Annotated in this window: 26 protein-coding genes and 1 pseudogene; 12 read left to right on the top strand and 15 right to left on the bottom strand. The window is 74.1% G+C overall.

The genetic code is table 11. From position 1 onward, the window contains the following. Positions 1–313: 313 nt before the first annotated feature. The 4 genes from ACWH4W_RS27890 to ACWH4W_RS27905 form a co-directional block, all read right to left on the bottom strand. Entirely contained in the window at positions 314–520 is a 207-nt protein-coding gene (locus ACWH4W_RS27890) for a hypothetical protein (protein WP_473078579.1), read from the bottom strand. A gap of 348 nt (positions 521–868) precedes the next feature. Further along, a complete protein-coding gene (locus tag ACWH4W_RS27895; RefSeq protein ID WP_473078580.1) occupies positions 869–3,133 on the bottom strand; it encodes a molybdopterin oxidoreductase family protein in 2,265 nt (754 codons plus the stop codon). Between the two features lie 89 nt (positions 3,134–3,222). Next, positions 3,223–3,840, bottom strand: a complete 618-nt coding sequence (locus ACWH4W_RS27900; protein ID WP_473078581.1) for a TetR/AcrR family transcriptional regulator — start codon at positions 3,838–3,840, stop codon at positions 3,223–3,225. Beyond that, positions 3,837–4,412 carry a hypothetical protein gene (locus tag ACWH4W_RS27905; RefSeq protein ID WP_473078582.1) on the bottom strand — a complete coding sequence of 192 codons (576 nt, stop codon included), beginning with the start codon at positions 4,410–4,412 and terminating at the stop codon, positions 3,837–3,839. Before ACWH4W_RS27905 ends, ACWH4W_RS27900 begins: the two co-directional genes overlap by 4 nt. Positions 4,413–4,593: 181 nt before the next feature. Here ACWH4W_RS27905 and hmgA point away from each other — a divergent pair, with 181 nt between their 5' ends. The 3 genes from hmgA to ACWH4W_RS27920 are packed head-to-tail and all read left to right on the top strand — an operon-like array spanning position 4,594 to position 7,918. Next, a complete protein-coding gene (gene hmgA / locus ACWH4W_RS27910) occupies positions 4,594–5,946 on the top strand; it encodes a homogentisate 1,2-dioxygenase (RefSeq protein WP_473078583.1) in 1,353 nt (450 codons plus the stop codon). A 27-nt stretch (positions 5,947–5,973) separates the two neighbouring features. Next, the gene (locus tag ACWH4W_RS27915; RefSeq protein ID WP_473078584.1) at positions 5,974–6,723 is read left to right on the top strand and encodes a GntR family transcriptional regulator; all 750 of its coding nucleotides are present in this window, start codon (positions 5,974–5,976) and stop codon (positions 6,721–6,723) included. Between the two features lie 25 nt (positions 6,724–6,748). Beyond that, positions 6,749–7,918 (top strand): type ISP restriction/modification enzyme, encoded by a 1,170-nt coding sequence (locus tag ACWH4W_RS27920; RefSeq protein ID WP_473078585.1) that lies wholly within the window; start codon positions 6,749–6,751, stop codon positions 7,916–7,918. A 531-nt stretch (positions 7,919–8,449) separates the two neighbouring features. On the opposite strand, the gene ACWH4W_RS27925 is transcribed toward ACWH4W_RS27920, so the two are convergent. Both ACWH4W_RS27925 and ACWH4W_RS27930 read right to left on the bottom strand, forming a co-directional pair. After that, positions 8,450–8,719 carry a hypothetical protein gene (locus ACWH4W_RS27925; RefSeq protein ID WP_365416591.1) on the bottom strand — a complete coding sequence of 90 codons (270 nt, stop codon included), beginning with the start codon at positions 8,717–8,719 and terminating at the stop codon, positions 8,450–8,452. A 126-nt stretch (positions 8,720–8,845) separates the two neighbouring features. After that, positions 8,846–9,226, bottom strand: a pseudogene (locus tag ACWH4W_RS27930) (anti-sigma factor); the annotation flags it as partial. Between the two features lie 186 nt (positions 9,227–9,412). Between ACWH4W_RS27930 and ACWH4W_RS27935 the strand changes: the two are divergent. Further along, positions 9,413–9,586 carry a hypothetical protein gene (locus ACWH4W_RS27935; protein ID WP_473078586.1) on the top strand — a complete coding sequence of 58 codons (174 nt, stop codon included), beginning with the start codon at positions 9,413–9,415 and terminating at the stop codon, positions 9,584–9,586. Positions 9,587–9,596: 10 nt separating this feature from the next. Here the strand turns inward: ACWH4W_RS27935 and ACWH4W_RS27940 are convergent, their stop codons facing one another. Then, the gene (locus tag ACWH4W_RS27940) at positions 9,597–10,403 is read right to left on the bottom strand and encodes an SGNH/GDSL hydrolase family protein (protein ID WP_473078587.1); all 807 of its coding nucleotides are present in this window, start codon (positions 10,401–10,403) and stop codon (positions 9,597–9,599) included. Positions 10,404–10,639: 236 nt separating this feature from the next. Between ACWH4W_RS27940 and ACWH4W_RS27945 the strand changes: the two genes are divergently transcribed. Next, positions 10,640–11,734: a DUF5925 domain-containing protein gene (locus tag ACWH4W_RS27945; protein ID WP_473078588.1), complete on the top strand. Its 1,095-nt coding sequence runs from the start codon at positions 10,640–10,642 to the stop codon at positions 11,732–11,734. A 192-nt stretch (positions 11,735–11,926) separates the two neighbouring features. Here ACWH4W_RS27945 and ACWH4W_RS27950 read toward each other — a convergent pair whose 3' ends face one another. Further along, entirely contained in the window at positions 11,927–12,295 is a 369-nt protein-coding gene (locus ACWH4W_RS27950; protein WP_473078589.1) for a GntR family transcriptional regulator, read from the bottom strand. Between the two features lie 125 nt (positions 12,296–12,420). On the opposite strand from ACWH4W_RS27950, the gene ACWH4W_RS27955 reads away from it, so the two are divergent. Both ACWH4W_RS27955 and ACWH4W_RS27960 read left to right on the top strand, forming a co-directional pair. Next, a complete protein-coding gene (locus tag ACWH4W_RS27955) occupies positions 12,421–13,353 on the top strand; it encodes a GNAT family N-acetyltransferase (RefSeq protein ID WP_473078590.1) in 933 nt (310 codons plus the stop codon). Then, positions 13,334–13,834 carry a ribonuclease FAU-1 family protein gene (locus tag ACWH4W_RS27960; RefSeq protein WP_473078591.1) on the top strand — a complete coding sequence of 167 codons (501 nt, stop codon included), beginning with the start codon at positions 13,334–13,336 and terminating at the stop codon, positions 13,832–13,834. The genes ACWH4W_RS27955 and ACWH4W_RS27960 overlap by 20 nt, the downstream gene beginning before the upstream one ends. Before the next feature lie 23 nt (positions 13,835–13,857). Here the strand turns inward: ACWH4W_RS27960 and ACWH4W_RS27965 are convergent, their stop codons facing one another. Beyond that, a complete protein-coding gene (locus ACWH4W_RS27965; protein WP_473078592.1) occupies positions 13,858–14,478 on the bottom strand; it encodes a class I SAM-dependent methyltransferase in 621 nt (206 codons plus the stop codon). A 98-nt stretch (positions 14,479–14,576) separates the two neighbouring features. Between ACWH4W_RS27965 and ACWH4W_RS27970 the strand changes: the two genes are divergently transcribed. After that, the gene (locus tag ACWH4W_RS27970) at positions 14,577–14,750 is read left to right on the top strand and encodes a hypothetical protein (RefSeq protein WP_473079304.1); all 174 of its coding nucleotides are present in this window, start codon (positions 14,577–14,579) and stop codon (positions 14,748–14,750) included. A gap of 14 nt (positions 14,751–14,764) precedes the next feature. Here the strand turns inward: ACWH4W_RS27970 and ACWH4W_RS27975 are convergent, their stop codons facing one another. Further along, entirely contained in the window at positions 14,765–15,193 is a 429-nt protein-coding gene (locus ACWH4W_RS27975; protein WP_473078593.1) for a GNAT family N-acetyltransferase, read from the bottom strand. 230 nt (positions 15,194–15,423) lie between these two features. Between ACWH4W_RS27975 and ACWH4W_RS27980 the strand changes: the two genes are divergently transcribed. After that, positions 15,424–16,464 (top strand): lytic polysaccharide monooxygenase auxiliary activity family 9 protein, encoded by a 1,041-nt coding sequence (locus ACWH4W_RS27980; protein ID WP_473078594.1) that lies wholly within the window; start codon positions 15,424–15,426, stop codon positions 16,462–16,464. 115 nt (positions 16,465–16,579) lie between these two features. Here ACWH4W_RS27980 and ACWH4W_RS27985 read toward each other — a convergent pair whose 3' ends face one another. Continuing rightward, a complete protein-coding gene (locus ACWH4W_RS27985; RefSeq protein ID WP_473078595.1) occupies positions 16,580–17,443 on the bottom strand; it encodes an esterase/lipase family protein in 864 nt (287 codons plus the stop codon). Positions 17,444–17,617: 174 nt separating this feature from the next. Continuing rightward, entirely contained in the window at positions 17,618–18,064 is a 447-nt protein-coding gene (locus ACWH4W_RS27990) for a MarR family winged helix-turn-helix transcriptional regulator (protein ID WP_473078596.1), read from the bottom strand. Between the two features lie 83 nt (positions 18,065–18,147). Between ACWH4W_RS27990 and ACWH4W_RS27995 the strand changes: the two genes are divergently transcribed. Together ACWH4W_RS27995 and ACWH4W_RS28000 are read left to right on the top strand one after the other, a co-directional pair. Then, a complete protein-coding gene (locus tag ACWH4W_RS27995) occupies positions 18,148–18,522 on the top strand; it encodes a cupin domain-containing protein (protein WP_473078597.1) in 375 nt (124 codons plus the stop codon). A gap of 257 nt (positions 18,523–18,779) precedes the next feature. Beyond that, on the top strand, positions 18,780–19,835 hold the full coding sequence (locus ACWH4W_RS28000) for a DUF3533 domain-containing protein (RefSeq protein ID WP_473078598.1): 1,056 nt from the start codon (positions 18,780–18,782) through the stop codon (positions 19,833–19,835). Positions 19,836–19,912: 77 nt separating this feature from the next. Here the strand turns inward: ACWH4W_RS28000 and ACWH4W_RS28005 are convergent, their stop codons facing one another. From ACWH4W_RS28005 to ACWH4W_RS28015, 3 genes are all read right to left on the bottom strand, one after another. Then, positions 19,913–20,995 (bottom strand): S1 family peptidase, encoded by a 1,083-nt coding sequence (locus tag ACWH4W_RS28005; RefSeq protein ID WP_473078599.1) that lies wholly within the window; start codon positions 20,993–20,995, stop codon positions 19,913–19,915. Between the two features lie 452 nt (positions 20,996–21,447). Then, the gene (locus ACWH4W_RS28010; RefSeq protein ID WP_473078600.1) at positions 21,448–22,353 is read right to left on the bottom strand and encodes a S1 family peptidase; all 906 of its coding nucleotides are present in this window, start codon (positions 22,351–22,353) and stop codon (positions 21,448–21,450) included. A gap of 314 nt (positions 22,354–22,667) precedes the next feature. Then, positions 22,668–23,828, bottom strand: coding sequence for a DUF5685 family protein (locus ACWH4W_RS28015; RefSeq protein ID WP_473078601.1), 1,161 nt, complete (start codon positions 23,826–23,828; stop codon positions 22,668–22,670). Positions 23,829–24,119: 291 nt separating this feature from the next. Here ACWH4W_RS28015 and ACWH4W_RS28020 point away from each other — a divergent pair, with 291 nt between their 5' ends. Next, positions 24,120–24,557, top strand: coding sequence for a cell division protein SepF (locus ACWH4W_RS28020; RefSeq protein WP_473078602.1), 438 nt, complete (start codon positions 24,120–24,122; stop codon positions 24,555–24,557). Positions 24,558–24,596: the final 39 nt, after the last annotated feature.

A 24,596-nucleotide genomic window follows, 5' to 3' on the forward strand; every position in this document is an offset into this window, starting at 1 on the left:
GACGGAAGCATTCGGCACGGGGTGCCGGGGCGGCGGGGGTGGGATGCGCTCCGACGCCGGGGGCGGTCGCGTGCGCCGGGGCCGGTCGCGTGCGGCGGGGTCGGTCGCGTGCGGTTGGGCGGATCGCGTGCCCCGAAGCCGGTCGCGTGCGGCGGGGTGTACGGCTTCGACGCCGGGTGCGCCTGCGGGGTGGCCGCGCTCCGGCGCGGGCAGGGGGGACGTCCGCGACACGGGGCGCGGCGTGGACCCGGGCGCGTCGGCGCGGAGGTGGACAGGTCCCCCCTCAGGGCCCGCCCCCTCAGGGCCCGCCCCCTCAGTCCGGTCCGCCGCCGTCGGTGTCCGCGCCGCCCTGGGTGGCCGAGCGGCGGGAACGGGAAAGCGCGGTCGTCACGTGGCCGGCGGCCAGGGTCGCCCTCGCCACTCCGTGGGTCCAGCGGGGGCCGCCCCTGGCCGCCCAGACGACGCAGGCGCAGCCGCCGACGGTGAGGATCAGGACGACGGACAGGACGGTCAGGATCATGCGGGCCCCCTCGTATGCGCGGGACCGTGCGGGGCCCGGCTGCGACGGGGGCCATCCTGCCAGAGCCGGCCCGCGCGTCCCGCCGCGGTCGCCGGGCCCCGCACCGACCGCGTTCGTGCGCGCCGCACCGCCCGGCCGCGTTCGTGCGCGCCGCACCGCCCGGCCGTCGGAGGGCCCGGCGCGGCTCCCGCCGGCGTCGGCAGCAGTGAGGGCGGTGCACCGGGCGGCGGGCGCGACCTGGACGGCCGTCGTCATGGGCAGCGGCGGTCCGGGGCCCGGGCAGAGGCCGAGTGCGGCGAGGACGCCCCCTGACCACGGACCGGGTGTCGCCCCGGCTCAGGCGTCCGCTCAGGTCAGCGCGGTGAGCGTCTCCGGCTCGCCGGCCCGTTCCGGGGACACCTCGACGGGGACGCCGTTGAGCACCGCGTTGCCCGACAGCGGGTCGAGGAGGCTGCCGTCGAGGAGCTGGTTGACGTTGGCGCCGGGGTGGGCGGAGGCGTGCCGGGTGCGGGTGCCGGGCCGGTCGTGGCCCCAGCCGTGCGGCAGGCTCACCACCCCGCGGCGCACGGTGTCGGTGACCTCGGTGGGGGCGGTCACCTCTCCCCCGGCGCCCTTGATCCGCACCGGCTGCCCGTCCCGTACGCCGAGGCGTTCGGCGTCGTCGGGGTGCAGGTGCAGGGTGCAGCGGTTGGAGCCGCCGGTGAGGGCGGGCACGTTGTGCAGCCAGCTGTTGTTGGAACGCAGGTGGCGGCGGCCGACCAGGACGAGACCGGCGGGGCGTTCGCGCAGGGCGGCCCGCAGCCGGGGCAGGTCGGCGGCGATCGGGGCGGGCAGCAGTTCCACCTTGCCGCTGCGGGTCTTCAGCGGCTGGGGCAGGCGGGGGCGCAGCGGTCCGAGGTCGATGCCGTGCGGGTGGGCGAGCAGCTTCTCCAGGGTGAGCCCGTCCGGGTCGGCGCCGAAGCCGTCGCCGTAGGGGCCGAGGCGCAGCATCATGTCGAGGCGTCGCTCGGGGCCGTCGTCGCCGGTGAGCAGCCCGGCGAGCTCCTTCGGGTCGCGGCCGTGCACCGGGGAGTGCGGCTCGCGGACGGCCTTGCCGAGGGTCTGCCGGATCACCAGGTCGTCCACGGCGGAGGGGTCGGCGCCATGGGTGCCGGTGGCGGCGAGGACGAGCCGGGCGAGGATCTCGGTCTCGGCCATGCGGCCGGGTTCGAGGGGCACGGCGGGGCGGGTGTAGCGGACCTGGTTGCGCACGGCGAGGGTGTTGAACGCGAAGTCGTGGTGCGGGCTCTGGGCCGGCGGGGGCGGCGGCAGGACGACGTGGGCGTGCCGGGAGGTCTCGTTGAGGTACGGGTCGACGCTCACCATGAAGTCGAGGGAGGCGAGCGCCCGGTCCAGCCGGTCGCCGTCGGGGGCGGAGAGCACCGGGTTGGCGCCGACGGCGACGACGGCGCGGACCGGCGCCCCCTCCTCGGTGGGGGTGTCGATCTCCTCGGCGAGGGCGGACAGCGGCAGTTCGCCCTTGGCCTCGGGGTGGCGGCTCACCCGCGAGTGCCAGCGGCCGAGGGTGAAGCCGTGACCGGGTCCGGCGGGGCGCGGGGTCCTGTCGGTGGCGGCCTGGGGGAAGAGCGCGCCGCCCGGCCGGTCCAGGTTGCCGGTGAGGGCGTTGAGGACGTCGACGAGCCAGCTGGCGAGGGTGCCGTGCGGGACGGTGCAGCTGCCGATGCGGGCGTAGACGGCGGCGGTGGGGGCGGCGGCGAGTTCCCGGGCGACGCCGCGGATGGCGGAGGCGTCGACGTCGCAGGCGCCGGCGACCGCCTCGGGGGTGAAGTCGGCGAGGGCGTCGGAGAGTTCGGCGACGCCCTGGAGGTGCGGGGCGGTGTCGCCCAGGTCGACGAGGTCCTCGTCGAACAGGGTGCGGGCGATCGCGGCGAGCAGCAGCGCGTCGGTGCCGGGGCGGACGGCGAGGTGCCGGTCGGCGAGGCGGGCGGTGCGGGTGCGGCGCGGGTCGACGACGGTGAGGGTGCCGCCGCGTGCCCGCAGCGCCCTGAGCCGTCCGGGGAAGTCGGGCGCGGTGCACAGGCTGCCGTTGGACTCGAGCGGGTTGGCGCCGATCAGGAGCAGGTGGTCGGTGCGGTCCAGGTCGGGTACGGGGATGCGGTTGGCGTCGCCGAAGAGGAGCCCGCTGGAGACGTGCTTGGGCATCTGGTCGACGGTGGAGGCGGTGAACACGCTGTGGGTGCCGAGCCCGCCGATGAGCAGCGGCGGGTAGAGGGCGCCGGCCATCGTGTGCACGTTGGGGTTGCCGAGGACGACGCCGACGGCGTGCGGGCCGTACCGTTCGACGGCCGTGCGCAGTCCGGCGGCGACGGCGTCGAAGGCCTCCTCCCAGGTGGCTTCGCGCAGTGCGCCGTCCACCCGGACGAGCGGGGTGCGCAGCCGGTCGGGGTCGGAGTCCAGCTCCGCGAAGGCGGCGCCCTTGGGGCAGATGAACCCCTTGCTGAACACGTCGTCGCGGTCACCGCGGGCGCCGGTGACCTTGCCGTCGTCGACGGTGAGGACCAGGCCGCAGGTGGCCTCGCACAGGGGGCAGATACGCAGGGCGGTGCGGGACACGGGTCCTCCCCGGGACGGCGGCGGTGGCGCACGGACGGGCCGAGCATACCGACCGGTACGCATGGAGGGGAGGGCGTGCGGGGGACGGGTCAGTCGAGCACTCGGGCCAGGTACGCCCTCAGCAGCGCGCGCAGTTCGGCGATGATCTTCTCGTCCCCCTCGGGCGCCGTCCGGAACGCCAGGCCGACCAGGGTGTCGGCGGTCTCCACGGCGACCAGGAAGGTACGGCGCAGGCCGTCGTCGGCCGGGCGGCCCAGGTAGCCGGAGAGCAGCGCGGTGAGCCGGTCGGCGACCCGGTGGTTGGGCTCGGCGCGCCGCGCCCCGACGGGGATCTGGTTGCCGAACTCGACGAGGGAGAAGCCGGGGGCGGTGCGCTTCATGTCCAGGTACGTGTCGAGCACGACGTCCATGGCGTGCCGCCAGCCGCGGTCGCCGGCGACGGCCAGCCGTTCGGTGACGCGTTCGGTGAAGCGCTCCAGGTTGCGCCGGGCGAGCGCGTCGGCCATCTGGCGTTTGTCGGTGAAGAAGCGGTAGACGGAGCCGACGGGCACCCCGGCGCGCTCGGCGACCGCGCGGGTGCTCAGGTCGTCGTAGCCGACCTCGTCGAGGAGGCCGGCACAGGCGTCGAGGATCCTGGCCAGCCGTTCGGCGCTGCGCCGCTGCACGGGCGCCCGGCGGAGCGATGCCGTGGAGGACACGGGTCTCATCCCGCCCGCCCGGGGCCGTCCGGCGCACCCGACCCTTCCGCGACCGGTCCCGCGCTCGGCCCGGCGCTCGGCTCCTGCTCCGAGACGGTGATGTCGGCGGTGCTCTCCACGGGCTCTCCGTCGACGGCCCACACCGAGCCGTCGTCGGCGTACAGGCGCGCGGTGACCTGGTGGGTGCCGCGCGGGAAGGCGCCGGGGGCGAGGTGGTGCTCGGGGCCGCGCAGCACGGCGACGCGGCGGCCGTTCACCTCCAGGTGCGCCACGCCCCGGCCGGCCCGGGCGCGGCGGCCCGTCCCGTCGGGCGAGAAGCGGAAGTCGCGCACCCGCAGCCGTACGTCCCAGCCGCCCTCGGCGTCGGGCGTGACCTCCACGCCGACCTGGGGCGCGTCCTGCTCGTCCACCTCCCGGTAGGGGCGGCCCTCCGCGTCGCGCTCGTCGAGGAGCCGGCCCACGGGTGAGGACGACACCTCGTCCCGCCCCTGGCCGCCCGGGGTGTCGCAGCCCGCGGATCCGGCCAGCACGACGACACAGACCACGAGCGCGGGGATGATCGGCCTCCGCGTCCACGTCATGCCGGGGAGCGTAGAACAGCGCTTCGAACGTGCGAATCCTCCTGGAGTCTGGTTCCGGGTACTCCGTGGAGGGGACGGGAGGGCCGGCCCGGGTACGGGACCGCGCGGCGCCCTTGCGCCGGGGTAACCGCAATCCTACGGTGTCCTATAGGAATCGGCTCGGTGCAAGGGAGCAGCGGACATGAGCGACGGGGCCACCGCCCGCGGGAGCGCGACGGAGCGCGAGCAGGCGCGCAAGACCGCCGAGGGTCTGGAACACCTCTCCGGCTTCGGCAACGAGCACAGCTCGGAGGCGGTGCCGGGGGCCCTGCCCGTCGGCCGCAACTCCCCGCAGCGCGCGCCGCTCGGGCTGTACGCGGAGCAGCTGAGCGGGTCGGCCTTCACCGAGCCGCGGGCGGTCAACCGCCGCTCGTGGCTGTACCGGATCCGTCCGTCCGCCGCGCACCCGGCGTTCACCCGCACGGGCAACGGGGCGCTGCGCTCGGCGCCGTTCACCCAGACGGTGCCCGACCCCAACCGGCTGCGCTGGAACCCGCTGCCGGAGCCGGCGGAGGGCACCGACTTCCTGGCCGGCCTGTGGACCCTGGGCGGCAACGGCGACGTGACCCGGCGCAGCGGCATGGCGGTGCACCTGTACCACGCCGACGTCTCCATGCAGCGGGTGTTCAGCGACGCCGACGGTGAGCTGCTGATCGTGCCGGAGCGCGGCGGACTGCTGCTGCGCACGGAGTTCGGTCTGCTGCATGTGGAGCCCGGACACATCGCGCTGATCCCCCGTGGGGTGCGGTTCCGTGTGGAGCTGCTGGACGAGACGGCCCGCGGTTATGTGTGCGAGAACTACGGGGCGCCGTTCCGGCTGCCCGACCTCGGCCCGATCGGCGCCAACGGCCTGGCGAACGCCCGTGACTTCCGCGCCCCGGTCGCCGCGTACGAGGACGTGGAGGGCCCGGTGGAGGTGGTGAACAAGTTCTGCGGCAACCTGTGGGCCGCCACCTACGACCACTCCCCGCTGGATGTCGTCGCCTGGCACGGCAACCATGTGCCGTACGCCTACGACCTGCGCCGCTTCAACGTGATGGGCACCATCTCGTACGACCACCCGGACCCGTCGGTCTTCACGGTGCTGACCTCGCCGAGCGACACGCCCGGCCTGGCGGGTGTGGACTTCGTGGTGTTCGCCCCGCGCTGGCTGGTCGGCGAGGACACCTTCCGGCCGCCGTACTTCCACCGGAACGTGATGAGCGAGTACATGGGCCTGATCGAGGGCGCGTACGACGCGAAGGCGGAGGGGTTCGTGCCGGGCGGCGGCTCGCTGCACAACATGATGTCGGCGCACGGCCCGGACCGGGAGACGTTCGACCGCGCCAGTGCGGCGGAGCTGCGCCCGCAGAAGGTCGACGACGGCCTCGCCTTCATGTTCGAGACCCGCTGGCCGGTGTCCCTCACCCCCCAGGCGGCGCGGGCGGAGCACCTGCAGCAGGGGTACGACGACGTGTGGCAGGGACTCGAGCGTCACTTCCGGCCATTGCACTGACCGTTCTCCGACCGGTACGGATAGCGCGTGACCTCCTTCGCCCCGGACTCGATCGTCCTCAACCGCAAGCTGCCGCTCTGGTACCAGGTGTCGCAGTCGCTGCGCGCCTCGATCCTCGGCCGCTCGCCCCACGACCCGCTGCGCCTGCCCACCGAGGAGCAGCTGGCCGGACACTACGGGGTGAGCGTGCTGACCATGCGGCAGGCGCTGAAGGAGCTGGAGGACGAGGGGCTGATCACCCGGCACCGGCGGCGCGGCACGTTCATCGAGCCGGACGCGCGGCGGGGCGCCCCGGTGCGGCTGCTGGGCTCGGTCGACGCGATCGTGGCCCAGCAGTCCGGCATGACGACGGACCTGCTGGAGCACGGGGTCGCGCCGGTCCCGGCCGAACTGGCCGAGCACTTCCCGGACCTGGCGGAGACGGCCGCCTTCCACCGGCTGCGCAGCGACGAGAAGACCGGCGAGCCGACCAACCACGCCCGCAACTACGTGCGTCCGGAACTGGCCGAGCGGATCGATCCGCAGGACCTGGTGCGCTGGCCGATGACGAAGGTGCTGCGGGACGTCGTCGGCGCGGACATCAGCCGCATCACGGACACCGTGGAGGCGCGGCTCGCGGCCCCGGAGACGGCGCGGCTGCTCCGGGTCCCGCTGCTCAGCCCGATCCTGCACTACACCGGCGTCACCTACGACTCCGCCGGACGGGTCCTGGACGTGGCCGTGATCCACTACCGGGGCGACCGCTTCTCCTTCACGGTGACCCTGGACGCCACCTGATCCGGCCCCGCCGGCACGTCGTACGATGCCCGGCGTGACGCACGACGACGCTCCGCTGCTGGCGGACCTCATGCCGTGGTCCGTCGCACCGCCGCGGCTCGGCCGGGGGTGGCCGGCGGCCCCCGACGCGGCGTCCCTGAAGGCCCGTTGGGACGCCCTGGTCAAGGCCGAGGGCCCGGACCGCGAGGCCCTGTTCCGGTCCACCCGGTCCCGCACCCCGCACACGGCGGTCGGGCAGCTCCCCGGGCGGGACGGCGGCACGGAGCGGCTGGCCCGCGCCACGGGACCGTGCCCGGAGCCGGTACGGGTGCTGCACGGCCCGTTCGACGAGCAGTGGCTGATCCCCGACCAGCGGCTGATCGACGCCCCCCGGCCGGAGTTGTGGCGGGTGGCGGACGAGCGCCAGATCTTCGCCGTCGAGACGGCCGGCGGCATCCCGCCGCTGCTCGTCACGTCCCTCTTCCCCGTCCTGCGCACGGGCCGGATCCGCCCGCTGTACCGCCGTCCGGGCGCCGCCGAGCCCAACCTGGCCCCGGGGCTGACGGACCACCTCGCCGACCGGCTGGGGCTGGAGGTCTCCCCCGTCGACGTCCTCGCCTGGGCGGCGGCCGTGGCCCGTCCCGCTCCGGGCGGGCTCGCCGTGCCGCTCACCGGCGACCCGGACGCCTGGCGGCGGGGCGTGGCGCTGGGCCGCCGGACGCTGTGGCTCATGCGCCGGGACGGTGAGCGCCCCAGACTGCCGGGCGGCCGCCGCCCCTACGTCCGCGCCCCGCTGCCGTCCCGGCCGCCCGCCCCGGCCTACGACCGGGACGAGGAGGCGTTGCTGCTCGGTGACGGCCGCATCTCCCCGGTGCCGCCGCAGGCGTGGGAGTTCGAGGCCGGCGGGGTGCGGGTGCTGGAGGAGTGGTGCGCGTCCCGCACGCGCCCGGCCGAACCGGGCGCCCTGGAGGCGATCCGCCCGGCCGCCTGGCCGCAGGCCTGGACCTCGGAACTGCTGGAACTGGTCACGGTCCTCGCCCTCCTCGCCGAACTGCGTCCGCTCCGCGAGGACGTGGCGGACTCCCTGCCCGCACCGATCACCCCCGCCGACCTGCGCACCGCAGGCGTCCTGCCCGTGCCCGCGTCCGCCCGCCGACCGGCCTCGGTGCTGGACGCACGCGAGGAGGGACCGGAGGGCCAGCTCGCGCTGATCTGAGAGGACGCGGGGCGGAGCGCCCGGCGGGGGCGGTGCGACGGGACGGGCGCCGTCCAGTACGCGGGTGAGCACCCGCTCGAACCGCACTTGAGGCCGGTCGGGCCGGGGTCCTTCATGAACGCCGTCGCCCTCGGGGACGCGCCGGGCGCGGTGCGCGACGGGAGGCGGGCGGTGCGGACCGCGTTCCCCCGCCCCTGCGGCCAGGGCAGCGAGCGGGTGCGCCCGGCGGTGACCGGTTCGTCGCTGTCGAACGTCGTCACGACGCCGTTCGGCAGCGCGGTCGGCTCCGGCTTGCGCAGAAGGGATGGAGCCGTAGGCGGGTGACATCAACAGGCGGGTGACATCGAACGGCAGCCGCACGTGCTCGCGGACGGACCGCGAACGGTGGAGGAGTCCTGCGGTCGCCGCCGGGTGGGATCGGGGTCGGCAGGATGAAGACCGATGTCGTGTGGCCGGCGCAGTGGGGCCGTGTGCCGCGGGACGACGGGCGCCGTGCCGCGCCGGGACGGGTGGGACCGTCCGGCGCGGACGCTAGCGGCTGCCGAACAGGGAGCGGCGCAGTCGCCGCAGCGGGGCGAAGAGCGAGACGCGGCTCGCGCGGGCCCGTGCGCCCTTGGTGCCACGGGTGCTGTCACGCGCGGTCAGCTCACGCATGAGTGACGTCGCCTCGGCCGTCTCCCGCTGCGGGACGGCCGGTCCCGCGAGGACCGAGAGATGGCGGTCCAGACGCGTACTGCTCGCGCCGCTGCCGCAGGTGATCGCAGGGACCCTGGCCCTGCTGCGCACTGTTATCTGTTCCATGTCACTCCCCACCCGTACGACTCCACCCGGCCCGGGCAGGGTAACCCTATCGCCCCGTACGGGCACCCGTGTATCGAGGTCACAGGATTCACCTTCCCCGTAAGGGGGTTGACGAACACTCGACGATTACTCTCCGAATCCGACCGTTTTCAGGGCGAGTTGGACGACGGGCTGGCCGGTGGGTTGCGGAAGGCTGCCGTCCGGTTCGGCGGTTACCGCGAGTGACGTCACCGTGGGGCGGGGGCCGGACGCGACCGAGGGCGTGTCGCGCTCGAGGAGCGCGAGGGAGCGGGGCCGGCCGTCCCGGTCCGTGAGCCGGAGCCGGCACACCCGGCCGTCCGACGGGCCGTCACGTCCGCCCAGAGTGACGACCGCCCCGCCGGTCGATACGGAAGCAACCATTCCGATCGTGCGGCCGCGGGCTTCCCGGCCGCTGCCCGTGCGGGCGTCCGGGGCGGCGGGAACGTGGGCGATCTCACGTGCCCGGTCGCGCGCGGCGACGAGCCGGCACGCACACGGAGCACTCCGGGACCCGCCCGCCCCCGGAGGACGGGGCACCGGCGTTCACGGTGAACCGGCCGCCCGCCGAGGTGCGGTACCGCCGGGCGGCCGAGGACGGTTCGGCGGTGGACCGGGGCCGGCGCGCCCCGTCGCTCCCCCGAGGACGGCGGGCGGACCCGGCGGGACGCGGTGGTGGTGACCGCGTACGCGGAGAGCGGGGAGCTCCACAGCCGGATCGGCGTGGAGGTGCGTGAGCCGGTGCGCACGACGCCGGGGAGCGTGCCGTTCTCGGTGGTGTGCGCGGCGGAGGCCCCGTCGGGCGGGGCCTCCGCTTCGGCGTCCGGCGGGGACGACGACGGCTGCTGAGCCGCAGGGGTCAGGCCGCCGAGGCGAGCACCGGGAGGTAGCCGCCCGACTGTCCGGCGGCCTTCGGGTGGTACGAGTTGCCGATGTTCAGCCAGTCCACGCTGTGCAGCCAGGAGTTCCCGGAGCAGATCTCGTGGCCGCTGAACGTGGTGCGGACGTCGCCGAACGCGTAGCCGTACGCCCGGGCGCGCTGGGCGATGGCGTTGTTGAGGTGGTCGGAGGCGTCGTTGATGGCCTTCCGCTTGGTCTCGGAGAGGCCGATGCAGCTGGTGCCGAGCTGGTAGAAGCGGGGGTAACCGAGGACCACCACACGGGCGTTGGGCGCCCGGTCCCGGATCGCGGTGTAGACGCCGTCGAGCCTGCCGGGCAGCGTCGAGTCGACGAAGGCCCGGGCGGTGGCGATGCGGGAGAGGCAGGAGCTGTCGGACTGGAGCACACAGGTCGTCATGACGTCGGCGAATCCCGCGTCGTTGCCGCCGACGCTGATCGAGACGAGGGCGGTGCTCGCGGAGAGCGGGCCGAGCTGACCGGAGAGGACATCACCCGTACGGGCGCCCGAGCAGGCCGTGAAGGAGAAGGACGACGGTGAGTTCGCGGCCGCCCAGAGGTACGGGTGGGCCTTCGTGCTGCGCTTGCAGTCGCCGCTGGAGGAGATGTAGCTGCCGGCGCCGACGCCCGAGGAGTAGGAGTCGCCCAGGGCCACGTACGGACCGGGGGCCGCCTGTGAGGTCGCGTGCGCCGCGGTCGTACCGGTGAGGGCGGCGGTGGCGGCGAGGAAGAGGGCGGTGAGGAAGAGGACGAGTCGGGAACGTCTCATGGAACCTCCCTTTAGCAGGATCTCTGCCTCAACCGTCGTACCAACGACGCGTGTTGAAAGGAAGCGTTCATGTCAAAACTATTACCGTCGAGTACCGGACGGACACCGGGGCGGCGCGGCTTTCCGGCACCGCGCGGGGAGGAACTCGTCGCCGACGGACCGGGAGCGACGCGCCGTGCGCGGGCGCGCCCGACAATCCAGGTGCACGGGGAGCCCCCGTGACCGATCATGGCGGCATGTCCGCGCACCCGCACGACGCCCTGCCGATCCGGCTCAACGTCGACGACAACGACTCCCCGTCCGATGTCGTCGACGCGCTGTTCCTCGGCCGTTTCGCGACGGGCGAGCAGCCCTGCTCGCACGCCGTCACCCTCGAACGCGTCCGGTCCGGCGCGACCCTCCTGCCCGCGGACGCGCGGCTGCTGCGGCTCGCCAAGGACGACGACCGCAGCGCCACCCTGGCCGAGGGGGACGGCTGGACGCTGCTGATCTCCCGCTGGAGCCGGGGCGCCGACGTCACGGTGACCGCGACCAGCGCCGACCTGGCGAAGCGGATCCTGGAGGAGGCCACCGACGGCGCGGCCGACGAGCCGGAACCGCAGCCGGAGCACGTCACCATGGGGTTCTGGTACGTCTCCCCGCGGCGCGGCCCGCACCGCACCACCCGGCAGATCACGGCCGGCACGTGGGAGGAGATCCGGCCCAACTACACCGCCCCGGTGGCGAACGCGATGGACCGGCTGATGAAGACCACCCCCGAGGACATCTCGGGGCGGCTGCTCCTGCTGCACGGCCCGCCGGGCACCGGCAAGACGTCCGCGCTGCGCACCCTCGCCCGGTCCTGGCGGGACTGGTGCCAGGTGGACTGCGTCCTGGACCCCGAGCGGCTGTTCTCCGACGTCGGCTACCTGATGGACATCGCGATCGGCGAGGAGGACGCGTCCGGCAGGAACCGCTGGCGGCTGCTGCTCCTGGAGGACTGTGACGAACTGATCCGCGGCGAGGCCAAGCACACGGCGGGCCAGGCGCTGTCCCGGCTGCTGAACCTCACCGACGGTCTGCTCGGCCAGGGCCGCAACGTCCTGGTGGGCGTCACCACCAACGAGGACCTGGAGCGGCTGCACCCGGCCGTGGTGCGTCCGGGCCGCTGCCTGGCCCGGATCGAGGTGGGGCCGCTGACCCGCACGGAGGCGGTGAACTGGCTGGGCCGCGAGGAGGGCGTCGGACGCGAGGGGGCGACCCTGGCCGAGCTGTACGCCCTGCGCCGGGGCACCTCCCCGACCGCCCTGCCGGAGCCGCGCGGCGACGCGGACGCGGGCCTGTACCTGTAGGAGCGGAGAAGGCCACACGCCGCTGCCGGCCGGGACCTCGCCCCCGACACCCTCAGGGGCGCGGGGACCTGCGCGCTCAGCCCGGACGAACCCGCGGACGTCCTTGAACGTCCCCCACCCCCGGGGACGCGGGGGACTGCGCACCCGCCCCACGCACCCGCGGTGGCCGCTGCCCCACGACCCCCGCGGCGCCTACGCCCGGTAGACCGCCCGCAGCGCGTCCCGGACCGCGGCCGTCGCCGCCTCCTCCCCCAGCCCCAGTCGCCGGACCCTCTCGGCGAACGCCTGCGCCGCAGCCGCGGCCTCCCTCTCCGCCGCCGCCCCCGCGGCAGCGATCACCGTTCCGTTCCGCCCCCGCGTCTCGATCACCCCGTCCGCCTCGAGCGCCCGGTACGCCTTGGCGACCGTGTTCGCCGCGAGCCCGAGCGTCTCGGCCAGCCCCCGCACCGTCGGCAGCCGGTGCCCCACCGGCAGTTCCCCCGACCGCGCCTGCTCGGCGATCTGCGCCCGCACCTGCTCGTACGGCGGTGTTCCGTCCTGGATGTGGATCCGTACACTCACGCCGCGATTCTCGCGCATCCCCCGGACGCCCCACACCCCCGCCCGCCGGCACCCCGGCGCACCCGCGCGGCGTCCCGGGAAAATAAGAGGCGCCCCCGCCTCACCGCCTCGTAGCGTGCGCTCACATGACAGTGACCGTCCGCGATCTGCGCCCCGACGCCCCGGCCGACCTGGAGGGCTTCGCCCGCGTACGGCAGGCCGCCCTGCCGTTCATCCTGGTCACCCCGGAGTCCCTGGCCCACGACCTCACCCAGCTGCACCCCGACGCCCACTACCGCCCGCTCGTCGCGGTGGACGACGACGGGGAGGTGATCGGCACGGCCCAGGTGCATCTGGTGCACGACAGCGCCGTGCCCGGCCAGGGCAACCTCAACGTCTACGTGCACCCCCGGCACACACGCCGGGGCGCGGGCACGCTGCTGGTGCGCGCCGCCGAGGAGCACCTCGCCGCGCACGGCGCGACCCGGCTGCTCGCCTGGGTGCTGGACGAGCCCGGCAACCGCGCCTTCGCCGAGCTGCGCGGCTACCGGGCGAGCCGCTCCGCGCACTTCCTCCGCCTGGACCTGGCGCACCGCGAACTGCCCCCGCCGCAGGACCCGCCGCCCGGGGTGGAGCTGCGCCCGGGCTCCGCGTACGCCGACGACCCGCGCCCGCTGTTCGAGCTGGACGCGGAGACCACGGCGGACGAGCCGAGCGACGTGGACACGGAGTTCACCGACTACGAGGCGTGGCTGAGGGAGACCTGGCAGCACCCGCTGTTCGACGCCGAGCTGACCACGGTGGCCGTGGTCGACGGCCGGCCCGCCGCGTTCACCGCGGCCCGCACGGACGGCGGTACCCGGTACGCGACCGGCATGACCGGCACGGCACGCGCCCACCGCGGCCGGGGCCTGGCGAAGCTCGCGAAGAACGACTCGCTGCACCGGGCCCGCGCGGCCGGGTACACGGAGGCCTTCACCGGCAACGACACCGGGAACGGCCCGATGATCGCGATCAACGAGTGGTTCGGCTACGAACTGTGCGGAACGGAGGTGCGGTATGTCCGCGAACTCGGCTGACGGACCCGCGACGGTCGAGGTGGTCCTGGTCAAGGCGGGCCGCACGAAGATCCGCTACCCGGCGGAGCTGCTCGCCGACGACGGCGCCCGGATCAGCGTGCGCGCCCCGTGGGCGGGCGAGGGCGCACGCGACTTCGGCTTCGTCCGCTTCGAGCCCGGGGACGTCTTCACGGAGCACTACTGGCGGGACCGCTGGTACTCCGTGAAGGAGGTGCGCGCCTCCGGGGGCGCGCTCAAGGGCCACTACTGCGACATCACCCGCCCGGCCGAGCTGTCCGGGGGCCGCCTGGTCGTCGAGGACCTCGACCTGGACCTGTGGGTCTCCGCCGACGGCACGGACGTACGGCGGCTGGACGAGGACGAGTTCGCGGAGAGCGGTCTGGCTGCCAGGGACCCCGGCGCGGCGGCGGCCGCGGTGGCCGCCCTCGACGAGCTGGACGCCCTGGCCCGCGGGGCCGGCCTGGGCGCGCTGCTCGACTGAGACACGCCCCGGGGGCCGTGGGGTCAGTCGCGGGAGGCCACCACCGCGTAGCGCTCGTCGTCGACCTCCCGCCCCCACAACGCCGGGTCCCCGGACAGCCGCTCCACGCGCACCCGCGCGGTGAGCGGGGCGAGGAGGGAGGTGAGCCGGTCCGCCGGTATGCCGACCGGGCTCACCGTCCCCCACACCCCTTCGACCAGCACCAGCCGGCCGCCCGGCCGCAGCAGGTCGCGCCAGTGCCGCAGCGCCCGGTCCGGCTCGGGCAGCGTCCACAGCACGTGCCGGACCAGGACGGCGTCGTACCGCTCGCCGTCGACCGGCGGGCGCGCCGCGTCGCCGGTGAGGAACACCGCGTGCCGCCCGGCGAGCTTCCGCCGGGCCAGCGCCACCATGGCCGGGGACCGGTCCACCCCGGTGACCCGGTGGCCCTGCTCGGCGGCGAGGAGGGAGAGGCTGCCGGTGCCGCAGCCGAGGTCCAGGACGTCACCCGGTCGGCCGGGCAGCCAGGCCCGCAGCCGCGCGGCCCAGGCGGCGCGCACTCGCGGGTCGCGCAGCCCGTGGTCCGGCTCCTCGTCGAACGTGGCCGCCCGCTCGTCCCGGTCGACACCGTCCGTGCCTGCCCCGTCACCGCGATGTGTGGTCATGGGCTCAGGGTGAAGCCTGCCACTGACAGTCGATTCGTGACCGCGGCCACAGACAGGGCGGGGCGGATGAGGAACTCTCCCCCGAAAGGTTCACCGCCGTGCGAACGGGCAACCCGGTGGACTTCGAGGAGGCAGCCATGCGCCGAGTCACCGTGCAGAAGCCCCCGAGGAAGACGGACACCCGCCGCGTCCGCGAAGAGGCCGGCCGGCGTCCCGCGGAGCGCCCCGAGATCCGCGAGGACATCGCCCGCACCTGGTGGCCCGACGGCTGAGCGCCCGGCCGGGGTCAGTCCAGCCGCCTGCGGTAGTGGATCCGGTCGTAGGGCCCGGTGACCCGGCGCTCCACGGCCTCGTAGCCGAGCCGCCGGTAGATCCTCCGGTTCTCCCGCATCAGGGCGTTCGTGAAGAGCCGGATCTCGGGCCGTTCCAGCTCCCGCGCCCGGGTCTCCGCGAACTGCGGCAGCAGCCGTCCCAGCCCGGCGCCCTGTGCGTCGGGGCGGACGGTGACGATGTCCAGGTACAGGTGGTCGGGGCGGGTCTCCAGGACGACCAGTCCGGCCGCCCGTACGGGCACGGCCCCGCCCTCGTCCGGCATTTCCGCGACGAAGACGCGGCCCGCCGCCACGTTCGCCGCGTGGTCCGCCTCCATGGGCACCGGCACCACCCCGGTCCGGGCGATGCAGGGCCGGAAGGCCGCGTCGATCACCGCCTTCACGGCCGGTACGTCGGCGGCGGCGGCCGGCCTGATCCGCGCGTTCGTCCTGCGCGCACGGCACCTACCTGATCCCAGCCTGAGCGCTTCCTTAAAGCGACCATAAGGATCTCTCCGCACCGCCCTCACCGGGCGATTTCCGGGTTTCGCGGGGCTAGTTTCTGAGCCACCCCCACGGGATCCCCCGGGATCGCCCCCACGAGATCCGCTGTTCGTCGAGGAGTTGCTGCCCCATGTCCGCACGCCGCAAGGCCGCTGTCGCCGCCGTCGGTCTCGCCCCGCTCGCCCTGACCGGGCTGTCCGCCGCGCCGGCCGCCGCCCACGGTTCGATGGGCGACCCGGTCAGCCGGGTCTTCCAGTGCTTCGCCGAGGGCCCGGAGAACCCCACGTCGGAGGCGTGCAAGGCCGCCGTCGCGGCCGGCGGCACCCAGGCGCTGTACGACTGGAACGGCATCCGCATCGGTGACGCGGGCGGGCGCCACCAGGAGCTGATCCCGGACGGCAAGCTGTGCAGCGCGGGGAACGAGGCGTTCAAGGGCCTCGACCTGGCCCGCGCCGACTGGCCGGCGACCGGCGTGTCCAGCGGCGAGCACACCTTCAAGTACCGGGTGACGGCCCCGCACAAGGGCACCTTCACGGTGTACATCACCAAGCCCGGCTACGACCCGGGCAAGCCGCTGGCCTGGGACGACCTGGACCTGGCCAACCCGGTGGCGACCTCCACCGACCCGGCCGCTTCGGGCGGCTTCTACACCTTCTCCGGCACCCTCCCGGAGCGCTCCGGCCAGCAGCTGCTGTACGCCGTCTGGCAGCGGTCGGACAGCCCGGAGGCCTTCTACTCCTGCTCGGACGTCACCTTCGGCGGCGCCCAGGCGGACGGGGGCGCGGCCGGCGGCGACACGGCGGAAGGCGGCGGGAAGACGGACGGCGGTGAGGCCGCCTCGGGCGACACGCCGAAGGAGGCGCCCGCCCCGGCGCCGGCGGCCTCCGCCCCGTCCGAGGAGCAGATCGAGGCCGGTGCCGAGAAGTCGACGGTCGAGAACCACGGGCACGGCGACGACGACCCCGCCACCACGGCCGACCCGGTCACGGCGGACGACGGCACGGGCAACCGGCCGAAAGCGGCCGGCGGCGGTCGGAACCTGGCGGAGACCGGCGGTGACGACAGCACGCCGTACCTGATGGTCGGCGGCGCCGCGGCGCTGGCGCTCGGCTCGGCCGCGCTGTTCGTCTCCGCGCGGCGGCGCACGGCGACCGGACGCCACGGCCGCTGAACCGGCGGCGGGTCCCTGTCCGGCGGCTCAGGCCGGACAGGGACCCGCCACTGTTCTCCTCGAAGCTCGAAGCTCGAAGCCTCGAAAGGCTCTGAAGGCTTCGAGGCGACACGTGTCAGCCGACCACGGAGGCGCAGGTGGTCGGCCTGGCGCGGGCCGGGTCGAGGGCGTTCGCCACCTCGTGGAAGGCGATCCGGTCGACCAGTCCGATCGCCAGGTGCTCGGACAGGTCGACCGCGCAGAGGTCCTGGAGGACCACGTTGCGGACGTTCGGCCCGGTCAGGAAGGCGCTGCGGTACGGGGTGACGACCTGGTCGTACCTGGTGGCGATGACGGTGTAGCGGACGCCGGGCACGGTGTCGCCGCCCGCGTTGAGCTTGGTGAGGAAGGCGGAGCCGGCGACCTGGTCGGCGAGGGCGGGGGTGGCCTCGCTCAGCAGGTCCTCGGCGCCGGGGAAGTACGGCAGGAGCGCGGTGAGGCCGTTCAGGGTGGTGCCGTGGTTGCTGGGGGCGATGCCGACCAGGGCGTTCACCTCGTCGGCGCCGCCGAGGAACTTGAGGTAGTAGCGGGGCATCATGCCGCCCTGGGAGTGGCCGACGATGTCGGCCTTCGCGGCGCCGGTCGCGGCGAGCACCCGGTCGACGTAGGCGTCGAGCTGTTCGGCGGACTTCTCGACGGGGCCGAGGCCGTGGAAGAAGGGGACGCCGGGGAGCCGGCCGTAGTCCAGGGAGAAGACGCAGTAGCCGCGGTGCTTCAAGTAGGGCGCGAGGCCCAGCCAGTTGTCGACGGAGTTGCCGAAGGTGCCGTGGACCAGGACGACGGGGCGGGGGTGGGCGGCGGAGGGCTTGCAGGCGAAGTCGTTCCAGCCGGAGCTGGGTGCGGAGGCGGCCTGCGCGCTCGACGCGGCGGGGGCGGTGACGGCGGCCGCGGCCAGCAGGAACGCGGCCAGCGGCCTGATCACCCGCTTCCAGGGCAGCATCGTGTGATCTCCTTGCGGCTCAAGGGGGAAGGGTGGGGTCCTACGCCCTGTGATCCGGATCACGGGATGCTGTTCACTCATCAAGTTACGGGCGAGTAGAAAAAGCAGGAGGTCACGGGCGGGTAAAAACTTCGCCCGTCACCGCACGATCGACTGCGACCGCCTGATAAGGCGTCACCAAGCGGGACGCATCGCCCCGTCGGGCGCGATGCGCAGCAACTGCGCCCGCAGCGTGCGCAGTTGCTCCTCCCCCAGCACCTCGCTCCAGGTCCGCACGGCCTCCGCCGCCGCCTCCTCGGCCGCCCGGGTGCAGGCCCATCCCGCATCGGTCATCACCACCAGCCGCGCCCGCGCGTCCGCGGGGTGAGAACGGCGCTCGACGTACCCCTTGCGCACCAGCTCGTCGACGAGCTGACTCGCGGCCTGCTTGGTCACCCCGAGGTGGACCGCGAGATCGGTGACTGTCGCGCCGTCCGGGGCGAGCCGGGCGAAGGCGAAGCCGTGCGCGGGCCGCAGATCCTCGAACCCGCGCGCGGCCACACCGTCATGGATGCGCCGGGTGAGCTCTCCGGCGACGGCGAGCAGGGCAGCGGACAGCGTCATGGCCTCGGAGTTCTGCACGGGAACATTCAAGCACCTTGACGAATTGGTCAAGGTGCTTGACCATGTGGTCAAGCACCTTGACCATTCACCGGAGGCTCCACATGTCCGTCGTCCGCCCGTCCGAAGCCGTCGTCCACGAGATGCACGGCGCCCGCTTCGTCTCGTACGCCGCCACCGCCACCGGCAGCAAGGAGCTGTGTGCCTGGCGGGGCGAGATTCCCGCCGGCACTCGTGCGCCCGCGCACACCGTCAGCCGCGAGGAAATCCTCCATCTGCTCACGGGCGAACTGCTGATCACCCTCAATGGCGCCGCGCACCGGGTCACCGCCGGCGACACCGTGATCGTCAACGCCGGCGCGACCCTCGCCGTCGAGAACCCGACCGCCGAGACCGCCGTCTCCTGGGTGACCACCTCCCACGGCCTGGAGGCGACGCTGGCCGACGGCACGCGCATCGTGCCGCCGTGGGCCAACTGAGCCCGCCCTCTCAGGCGGCCGGCGCCCCCGGCATCACCGTGCGGGCCGCACTCGGCCCGCACGCGGTCCGCCCCCCGATCCCCGCGCCTTCTCGTCCACCGGGTCGAAGGCGAGCCCGCGGGAGGCCTGCTCGGCCGGGCCGGGACCCTCCGTGCGCGGCACCCTCACACACTCGGGCCGGTTTCCGAATAAGCGTGCGTCATCCGTTCAGCCCTGCCCCGCCTGCGCGAACACCCGCTCCCCCGGACCGTGGGGACATGGCACAGAGCACCGGCCCCGGGACCCGCCCGCGCTCGTTCCTCGGTGAGGTGCGCGACGCCGTCACCCCGCGGGCCACCCTGCTCGTGCTCGGCGTGATCGCGCTGATGCTCCTGTTCATCACCTCGTACGTGGGCGCCCTGCACCACCCGAAGCTGCGGGACGCGCCCTTCGGGGTCGCCGCGCCCCCGCCGGCGGCCGAGCGGACGGTGGCCCGGCTGAAGGAGCTGCCCGGCTCGCCGCTCGACCCGCGGGCGGTGGCCGACGAGGAGAGCGCCCGCCGGCAGATCGAGGACCGGGACATCGCCGGGGCGCTGGTGGTCGACCCCGAGGGGGCCGCCGACACCCTGCTGGTCGCCACCGGCGGCGGCACCGCGCTGGCCACCGCCCTGGAGCGGCTCCTCGCCGAGGTGGAGCGGGACGAGCGGCGCACCCTGCGGACCGAGGACGTCGCCCCGGCCTCCGCCCAGGACGCCAACGGGCTGTCGTCGTTCTACGTGGTGGTCGGCTGGTGCGTGGGCGGCTACCTGTGCGCGTCGATCCTGGCGATCAGCGCGGGCGCGCGGGCGTCCACCCCGCACCGGGCGCTGATCCGGCTCGGCGCCATGGCCGCGGTCGCGGTCCTCGGCGGGCTCGGCGGCGCGCTCATCGCCGGGCCGGCCCTGGACGCGCTGCCGGACGGCTTCGCGGGGCTGTGGGGACTGGGCGCGCTGATCATCTTCGCCGTGGGCGCCGCCACGCTCGCGCTGCAGGCCGCTCTCGGGGTCATCGGGATCGGCGTGGCGATCCTGCTCGTGGTGATCCTGGGCAACCCCAGCTCGGGCGGCGCCCTGCCGACGCCGCTGCTGCCGCCGTTCTGGGCGGCGCTCGGGCCGGTGCTGCCGCCGGGCGCGGGCACCTGGGCGGCCCGCTCGATCGTGTACTTCCGGGGCAACGACGTGACCGTCCCGCTGCTGGTCCTGTCCGCCTGGGCGGTGGCGGGGACCGCCGTCACCGTGCTGATGTCGGCGCTGCGGCGCCCGGAGCCGGAACCGGGGCGTCCGGCCGGGATCTAGGACCCACGGCGCCTTGATGCGCGGACGTCCCGCCCCTCCGTGCGGGAGGAACGGGACGCCGTGCCGCCGGAGCGGGCTCAGCCGATCTGCGTACCGGTGGCCGACAGGGCCTCGGTCACGGGCTGGAAGAAGGTCGTGCCGCCCGAGGCGCAGTCGCCGCTGCCGCCGGAGGTCAGGCCGACCGCCTTGTCGCCCGAGAAGAGCGAACCGCCGCTGTCGCCGGGCTCGGCGCACACGTCGGTCTCGATCAGACCGTCGACGATGTCGCCGTTGCCGTAGTTCACGGTGGCGTCCAGGCCGGTGACCGTGCCGGAGTGGACCTGGGTGGTGGAGCCGCTGCGGGTCACCTGCATGCCGACGGTGGCCTCGGCGGCGCCGGAGATCGGCTGCGAGGAGCCGTCGTACAGGTTCACCCCGCTCGGGTGCGCCACGTCGGCCGTGTACGTGACCAGGCCGTAGTCGTCGCCCGGGAAGCTGGACACGGCGGTCTCCCCGATGACGTTCCCCGAGGAGTCCGACCAGGTCGGGACGGACTCGGTGCAGTGGCCCGCGGTGAGGAAGTGCGGTTCGCCGTCCTTGGTCACGTTGAAGCCCAGCGAGCAGCGCCCGCCGTTGCCGGTGATGGCGTCGCCGCCCGCGATGAGGGGCTTGAACTCCCCCTTGGTGCGCTGGAGTTCCACGGTGTCGCCGAGCCTCTCGGCGACCTCGGTCAGCTTGGCCCACTCGGTCTCGGAGACCGTGCGGTCCGCCGTGACGACGACCTTGTTGGAGACCGGGTCGGTCACCCAGGACGTGCCCGGGATGGTGGCGTCCTGCCGGAGCGTGGTGCGCGCGTTCTTCAGGTCGGCGAGCGAGTTCGCCACGACTCTGGCCTTCGCGCCGGCCGACTCGGCGGTCTCGGCCGCGGCCTCGTCGAGCACGTTCACCACGAGGCTCTTGGTCTTCGCGTCGTAGTACGTCCCCGCCGCGTCGGCGCCCAGGTTCTGGAGCAGCGTCGAGGCGAGGTTTCCGGCCGCCTGGACCGAGAGGGTGCGGGGTGCGGCGTCGGCCGGAACCTCACTGGCGTTCGCAGTCTGGAAGGTGACCGCGCCCGCGGCCAGTGCGGCGACGCCCGCACCCGCCATGACGGCACGGCGCCCGGGTATGCGTCGGTGCTTCAACTCACGTCCTCCTGTGGGGGGACGGCCCGGAGGGGTTGTGGGGACCTCGCCGGACCGGAAGGCGTACGGCCACGGGGGTGGAGCACAGCAGAAGCCACGCCCGCGCCGGGTGATCGCCGCCCACTCTTCCGAACGCCCCAGGGAGCACACAAGGCCGACTTCAGGACGCGCACACGACAACGACCGCGCGCCCTCTATGTCCTGACAGTTCAGGGAGACCCGGGACGGTTCACACTGCAAACGTCACGCGGGGATCGCCCTTGGCGCGTACTGACCGCTCGACAGGTGGCTGAAAACCGACCCCCCGCGGCCGGGATCCGTCCGGCGCGCGACGGGCGCTCGGCCGGTCCCGGAACAGGGACGAGCCCCCGCACGCGGGTCGCGTGCGGGGGCTCGTGGGGCCGCCGGCTCCTCGGGGAGCCGTACGGGACCGGCCGGGCGCCGGGGGCGTCCTAGTAGAGGCTGACCCCGTAGGCGCTCAGGGCCTCGGTCACCGGCTGGAAGAAGGTCGTGCCACCGGTCCGGCAGTTGCCGCTGCCGCCGGAGGTCAGACCGTACGCGACGCCGTTGCTGCCGTAGAGCGAGCCGCCGGAGTCGCCGGGCTCGGCGCAGACCGTGGTCTGGATGAGGCCGGAGACGATGTCACCGCCGCCGTAGTTCACGGTCGCGTTGAGCGCGGTCACCCGGCCGCTGCGCGTGCCCGTGGTGGAGCCGTCGCGGATGACCGTGGTGCCCACGCTCGGGGTGGCCGCGCGGGTGATGTCCACGCCGTTCGCGGTGCCGGGCCGGCTGACGGAACCGGTGTACCGGACGATGCCGTAGTCGTTGCCCGGGAAGCTGGTGCCGGCGGTCGAGCCGAGGACCTGGGTCCGGCTGGAGTTGCCGTACCACGTGGTTGAGCCCTGGGTGCAGTGGCCGGCCGTCAGGAAGTACTCGGCGCCGCTGCTGGAGCGGACGTTGAAGCCGAGGGAGCAGCGGCCGGTGCCCGAGTAGATGGCGTCGCCGCCCTGGATGAGCTTGGTGAACTTGCCCGGGGTGCGCTTGACGGTGATCGCCTCGGCGTTCTCCCCGGCCTGCTGCTTGATCTCGTTGATCTCGGCCTGGGAGACGGTGCTGTCGACGGTCACGACGACCCGGTTGGTCTTGCTGTCGACGGCCCAGGCGGTGCCCGGGACGTCGGCCTTCATGACCGAGCTGCTCGCGCTCTTGAGCTCGGAGGAGCTGAAGGTGGTGGGGGCGTCGGCCGCGTTCGCGCTGGGGACCGCGATCGCGGCGGCGGCCACGAGGCCGGTGGAGACGGCGATCAGCCGAGTCCGTCTCGAGATGCCGCTGCGGGGGGTGGTGCGCTTGATCCTCACGTTTCGTTCCTCCACAAAGGAAGTTGGGGGCCCTCGTGGGGTTGTGGGCCCGGTGAGGCGCAGCCAGAGGCCGGCGGGCCGGATTCCGACCCGACGTGCCCCTGACAATCGCTGTGGCGAGTATTCGGCCGACCGACCGTTCGGCGCAAGGGTGCCTTTTGGCCTACGGATTAGGGACGAGTAGTCGACTTGCTCCCCTCCTGGCACCGCATCACCGGTCGTCACACCCAGGTGACGACCGGTCGAACAGTGATCGGGATGGCTGGATTCCGCTTATCGGCCGGACCGTGCGCACCCGCACGCCCGGTCCCCGCTCAGCAGTTGCAGCCGCAGTCGCACCCGCTGCAGCAGCAGTCCTCCCCGCAGCAGTTGCAGCATTCACAGCACTCGCAGCAATTACCGTCGCAGTTTCCGGCGCATCCTTCCTTGCGCTCCCGCGTCCACGGATCCTCGTAGGTCCCGCAGCAGAGCTGGCAGGTGCAGGCGAGTCCCAGCCACACGGCGCACCCCGCCAGCAGTCCCCGCCGTTCCCGGCGCGGCGGTTCGGGCGGCGTCGGCGCGCCCGGCGCACCGGGAGCGTTCGGAGGGGCGTACGGATGCGAACCGTGGGCACAGGAGGGCGTACCGAAAGCGCGTCGGACGGAATCGGGGAGTTCATGCACGAGAAGCCGGTGGGCGAGACCGCCGTCCGTGAACTCGACCTCACGCAGCGCCAGCCGGATGCCGTGCACCGCGTCGTCGGCGAGCCGGCGGGCCTCCGTGAGCGAGGTGCCCGTGGCGGTGAGCGGGTTCCAGGCGCCGGAGGCGGCGTCGGCCTCCCGGTCCTCCACGGCGTCCAGCAGATGCGCGAGCCGCCCGAAGAGACGCCCGGCCTCCGCGAGCGGTCCGGCGTTGTGCGGCCGCCCGGCGAGCACCGCGGTGTGCGCGAAGGCCGCCGCGGTCGCCGTCTCGGTCGGTTCGGTCACGGCGAGGATCGGGGTGCCGGGTCCGGCCAGCGACTCGATGCCGGTCTGCCGGTCCACCGCGTCGACCAGGACCGCGGTGTCGAACCCGACGTCGGAGCCGGTCCGGGCGCCCGCGCGGTCCCAGCTCGCCGCGACCCGGCGCGCGGCGAGCGCGACGGGACGGCGGGCCAGCAGTCCGTCCCCGTCGGCGACATGGTCGCGCACCTTGGCGGAGGCGAGCACGAGGGAGACGGCGGCGGCCAGCCGCGCGCCCTCGCCGTGGGCGACGGACGCGGTGCGCATGCCGCGCAGCGGACAGGGGCCGGCGGTACGGCGGCCCGCGCTGCCGCCAGGGCCCGACTGAGCCTCCGTCAGGACGGATATCAGCAGTCCGTCGTAGTTGGTGACGATCCGCGCGAGCTGCCCGTGGTCCCCGCGCAGGGCCAGGCACAGCCCGCAGAGATGGGCGGTCCACTGGGCGGTGAGCTTCTCGCCCAGCCGGTGACGGCAGGGCCTGACGATCCCGAACACGACGTTCCCCCGTGCATGCGTACGACGTTCAGCTGCGGCATCGTACCGGTCGCGGCGTTCACCCGGATGCGCCCTTCATCACCCGTACGCCGCGTAGAATCATATTTCACTCACAGTCAGCATCCGTTTGCGTCAAGGCCCTTGGGAAACCAGGACTCTCGACGGATCCGCTGTGCACCAGTACCGTCACAAACCCCCCGCGCGGCGTCTATCCACTTGGCGCACCCTCCGCATCATGGACGACCATAGGGATGCGGAAAGCACGAAAGACCGCTGTGAGAGGAGGCGTCCATGGGATCGGTACGCAAGGCGAGTGCCTGGCTTGGCCTCGTCGACGACAACGAAGACGAGCGTTACTACGACGACGACTACTCCGACGGGAACGAGCCCGGGGACGCCTGGGTCACCGACCCGCGGGTCAAGGTGGCCGCGGACGCCGCCGAGGAGCGGGGCCGCCGGATCGGCACGGTCACCCCGGACAGCTTCCGGGACGCCCGCGCCATCGGTGAGCTGTTCCGCGAGGGCGTGCCGGTCATCATCAACCTCACGGCCATGGACGCCGGCGACGCCAAGCGCGTCGTCGACTTCGCGGCGGGTCTGATCTTCGGCCTGCGCGGCACCATCGAGCGGGTCTCCCACCGGGTGTTCCTGCTCAGCCCCGCCGACACCGAGGTGGTCAGCGGCGAGCCGGCCGCGCACCGCACCGACGGTTTCTTCAACCAGAGCTGAGGCGGGGCCGCTCAGCCGGCCCCGCCCCCCACGGGCCGG

Source organism: Streptomyces sp. DSM 120436 (genome assembly GCF_055778765.1).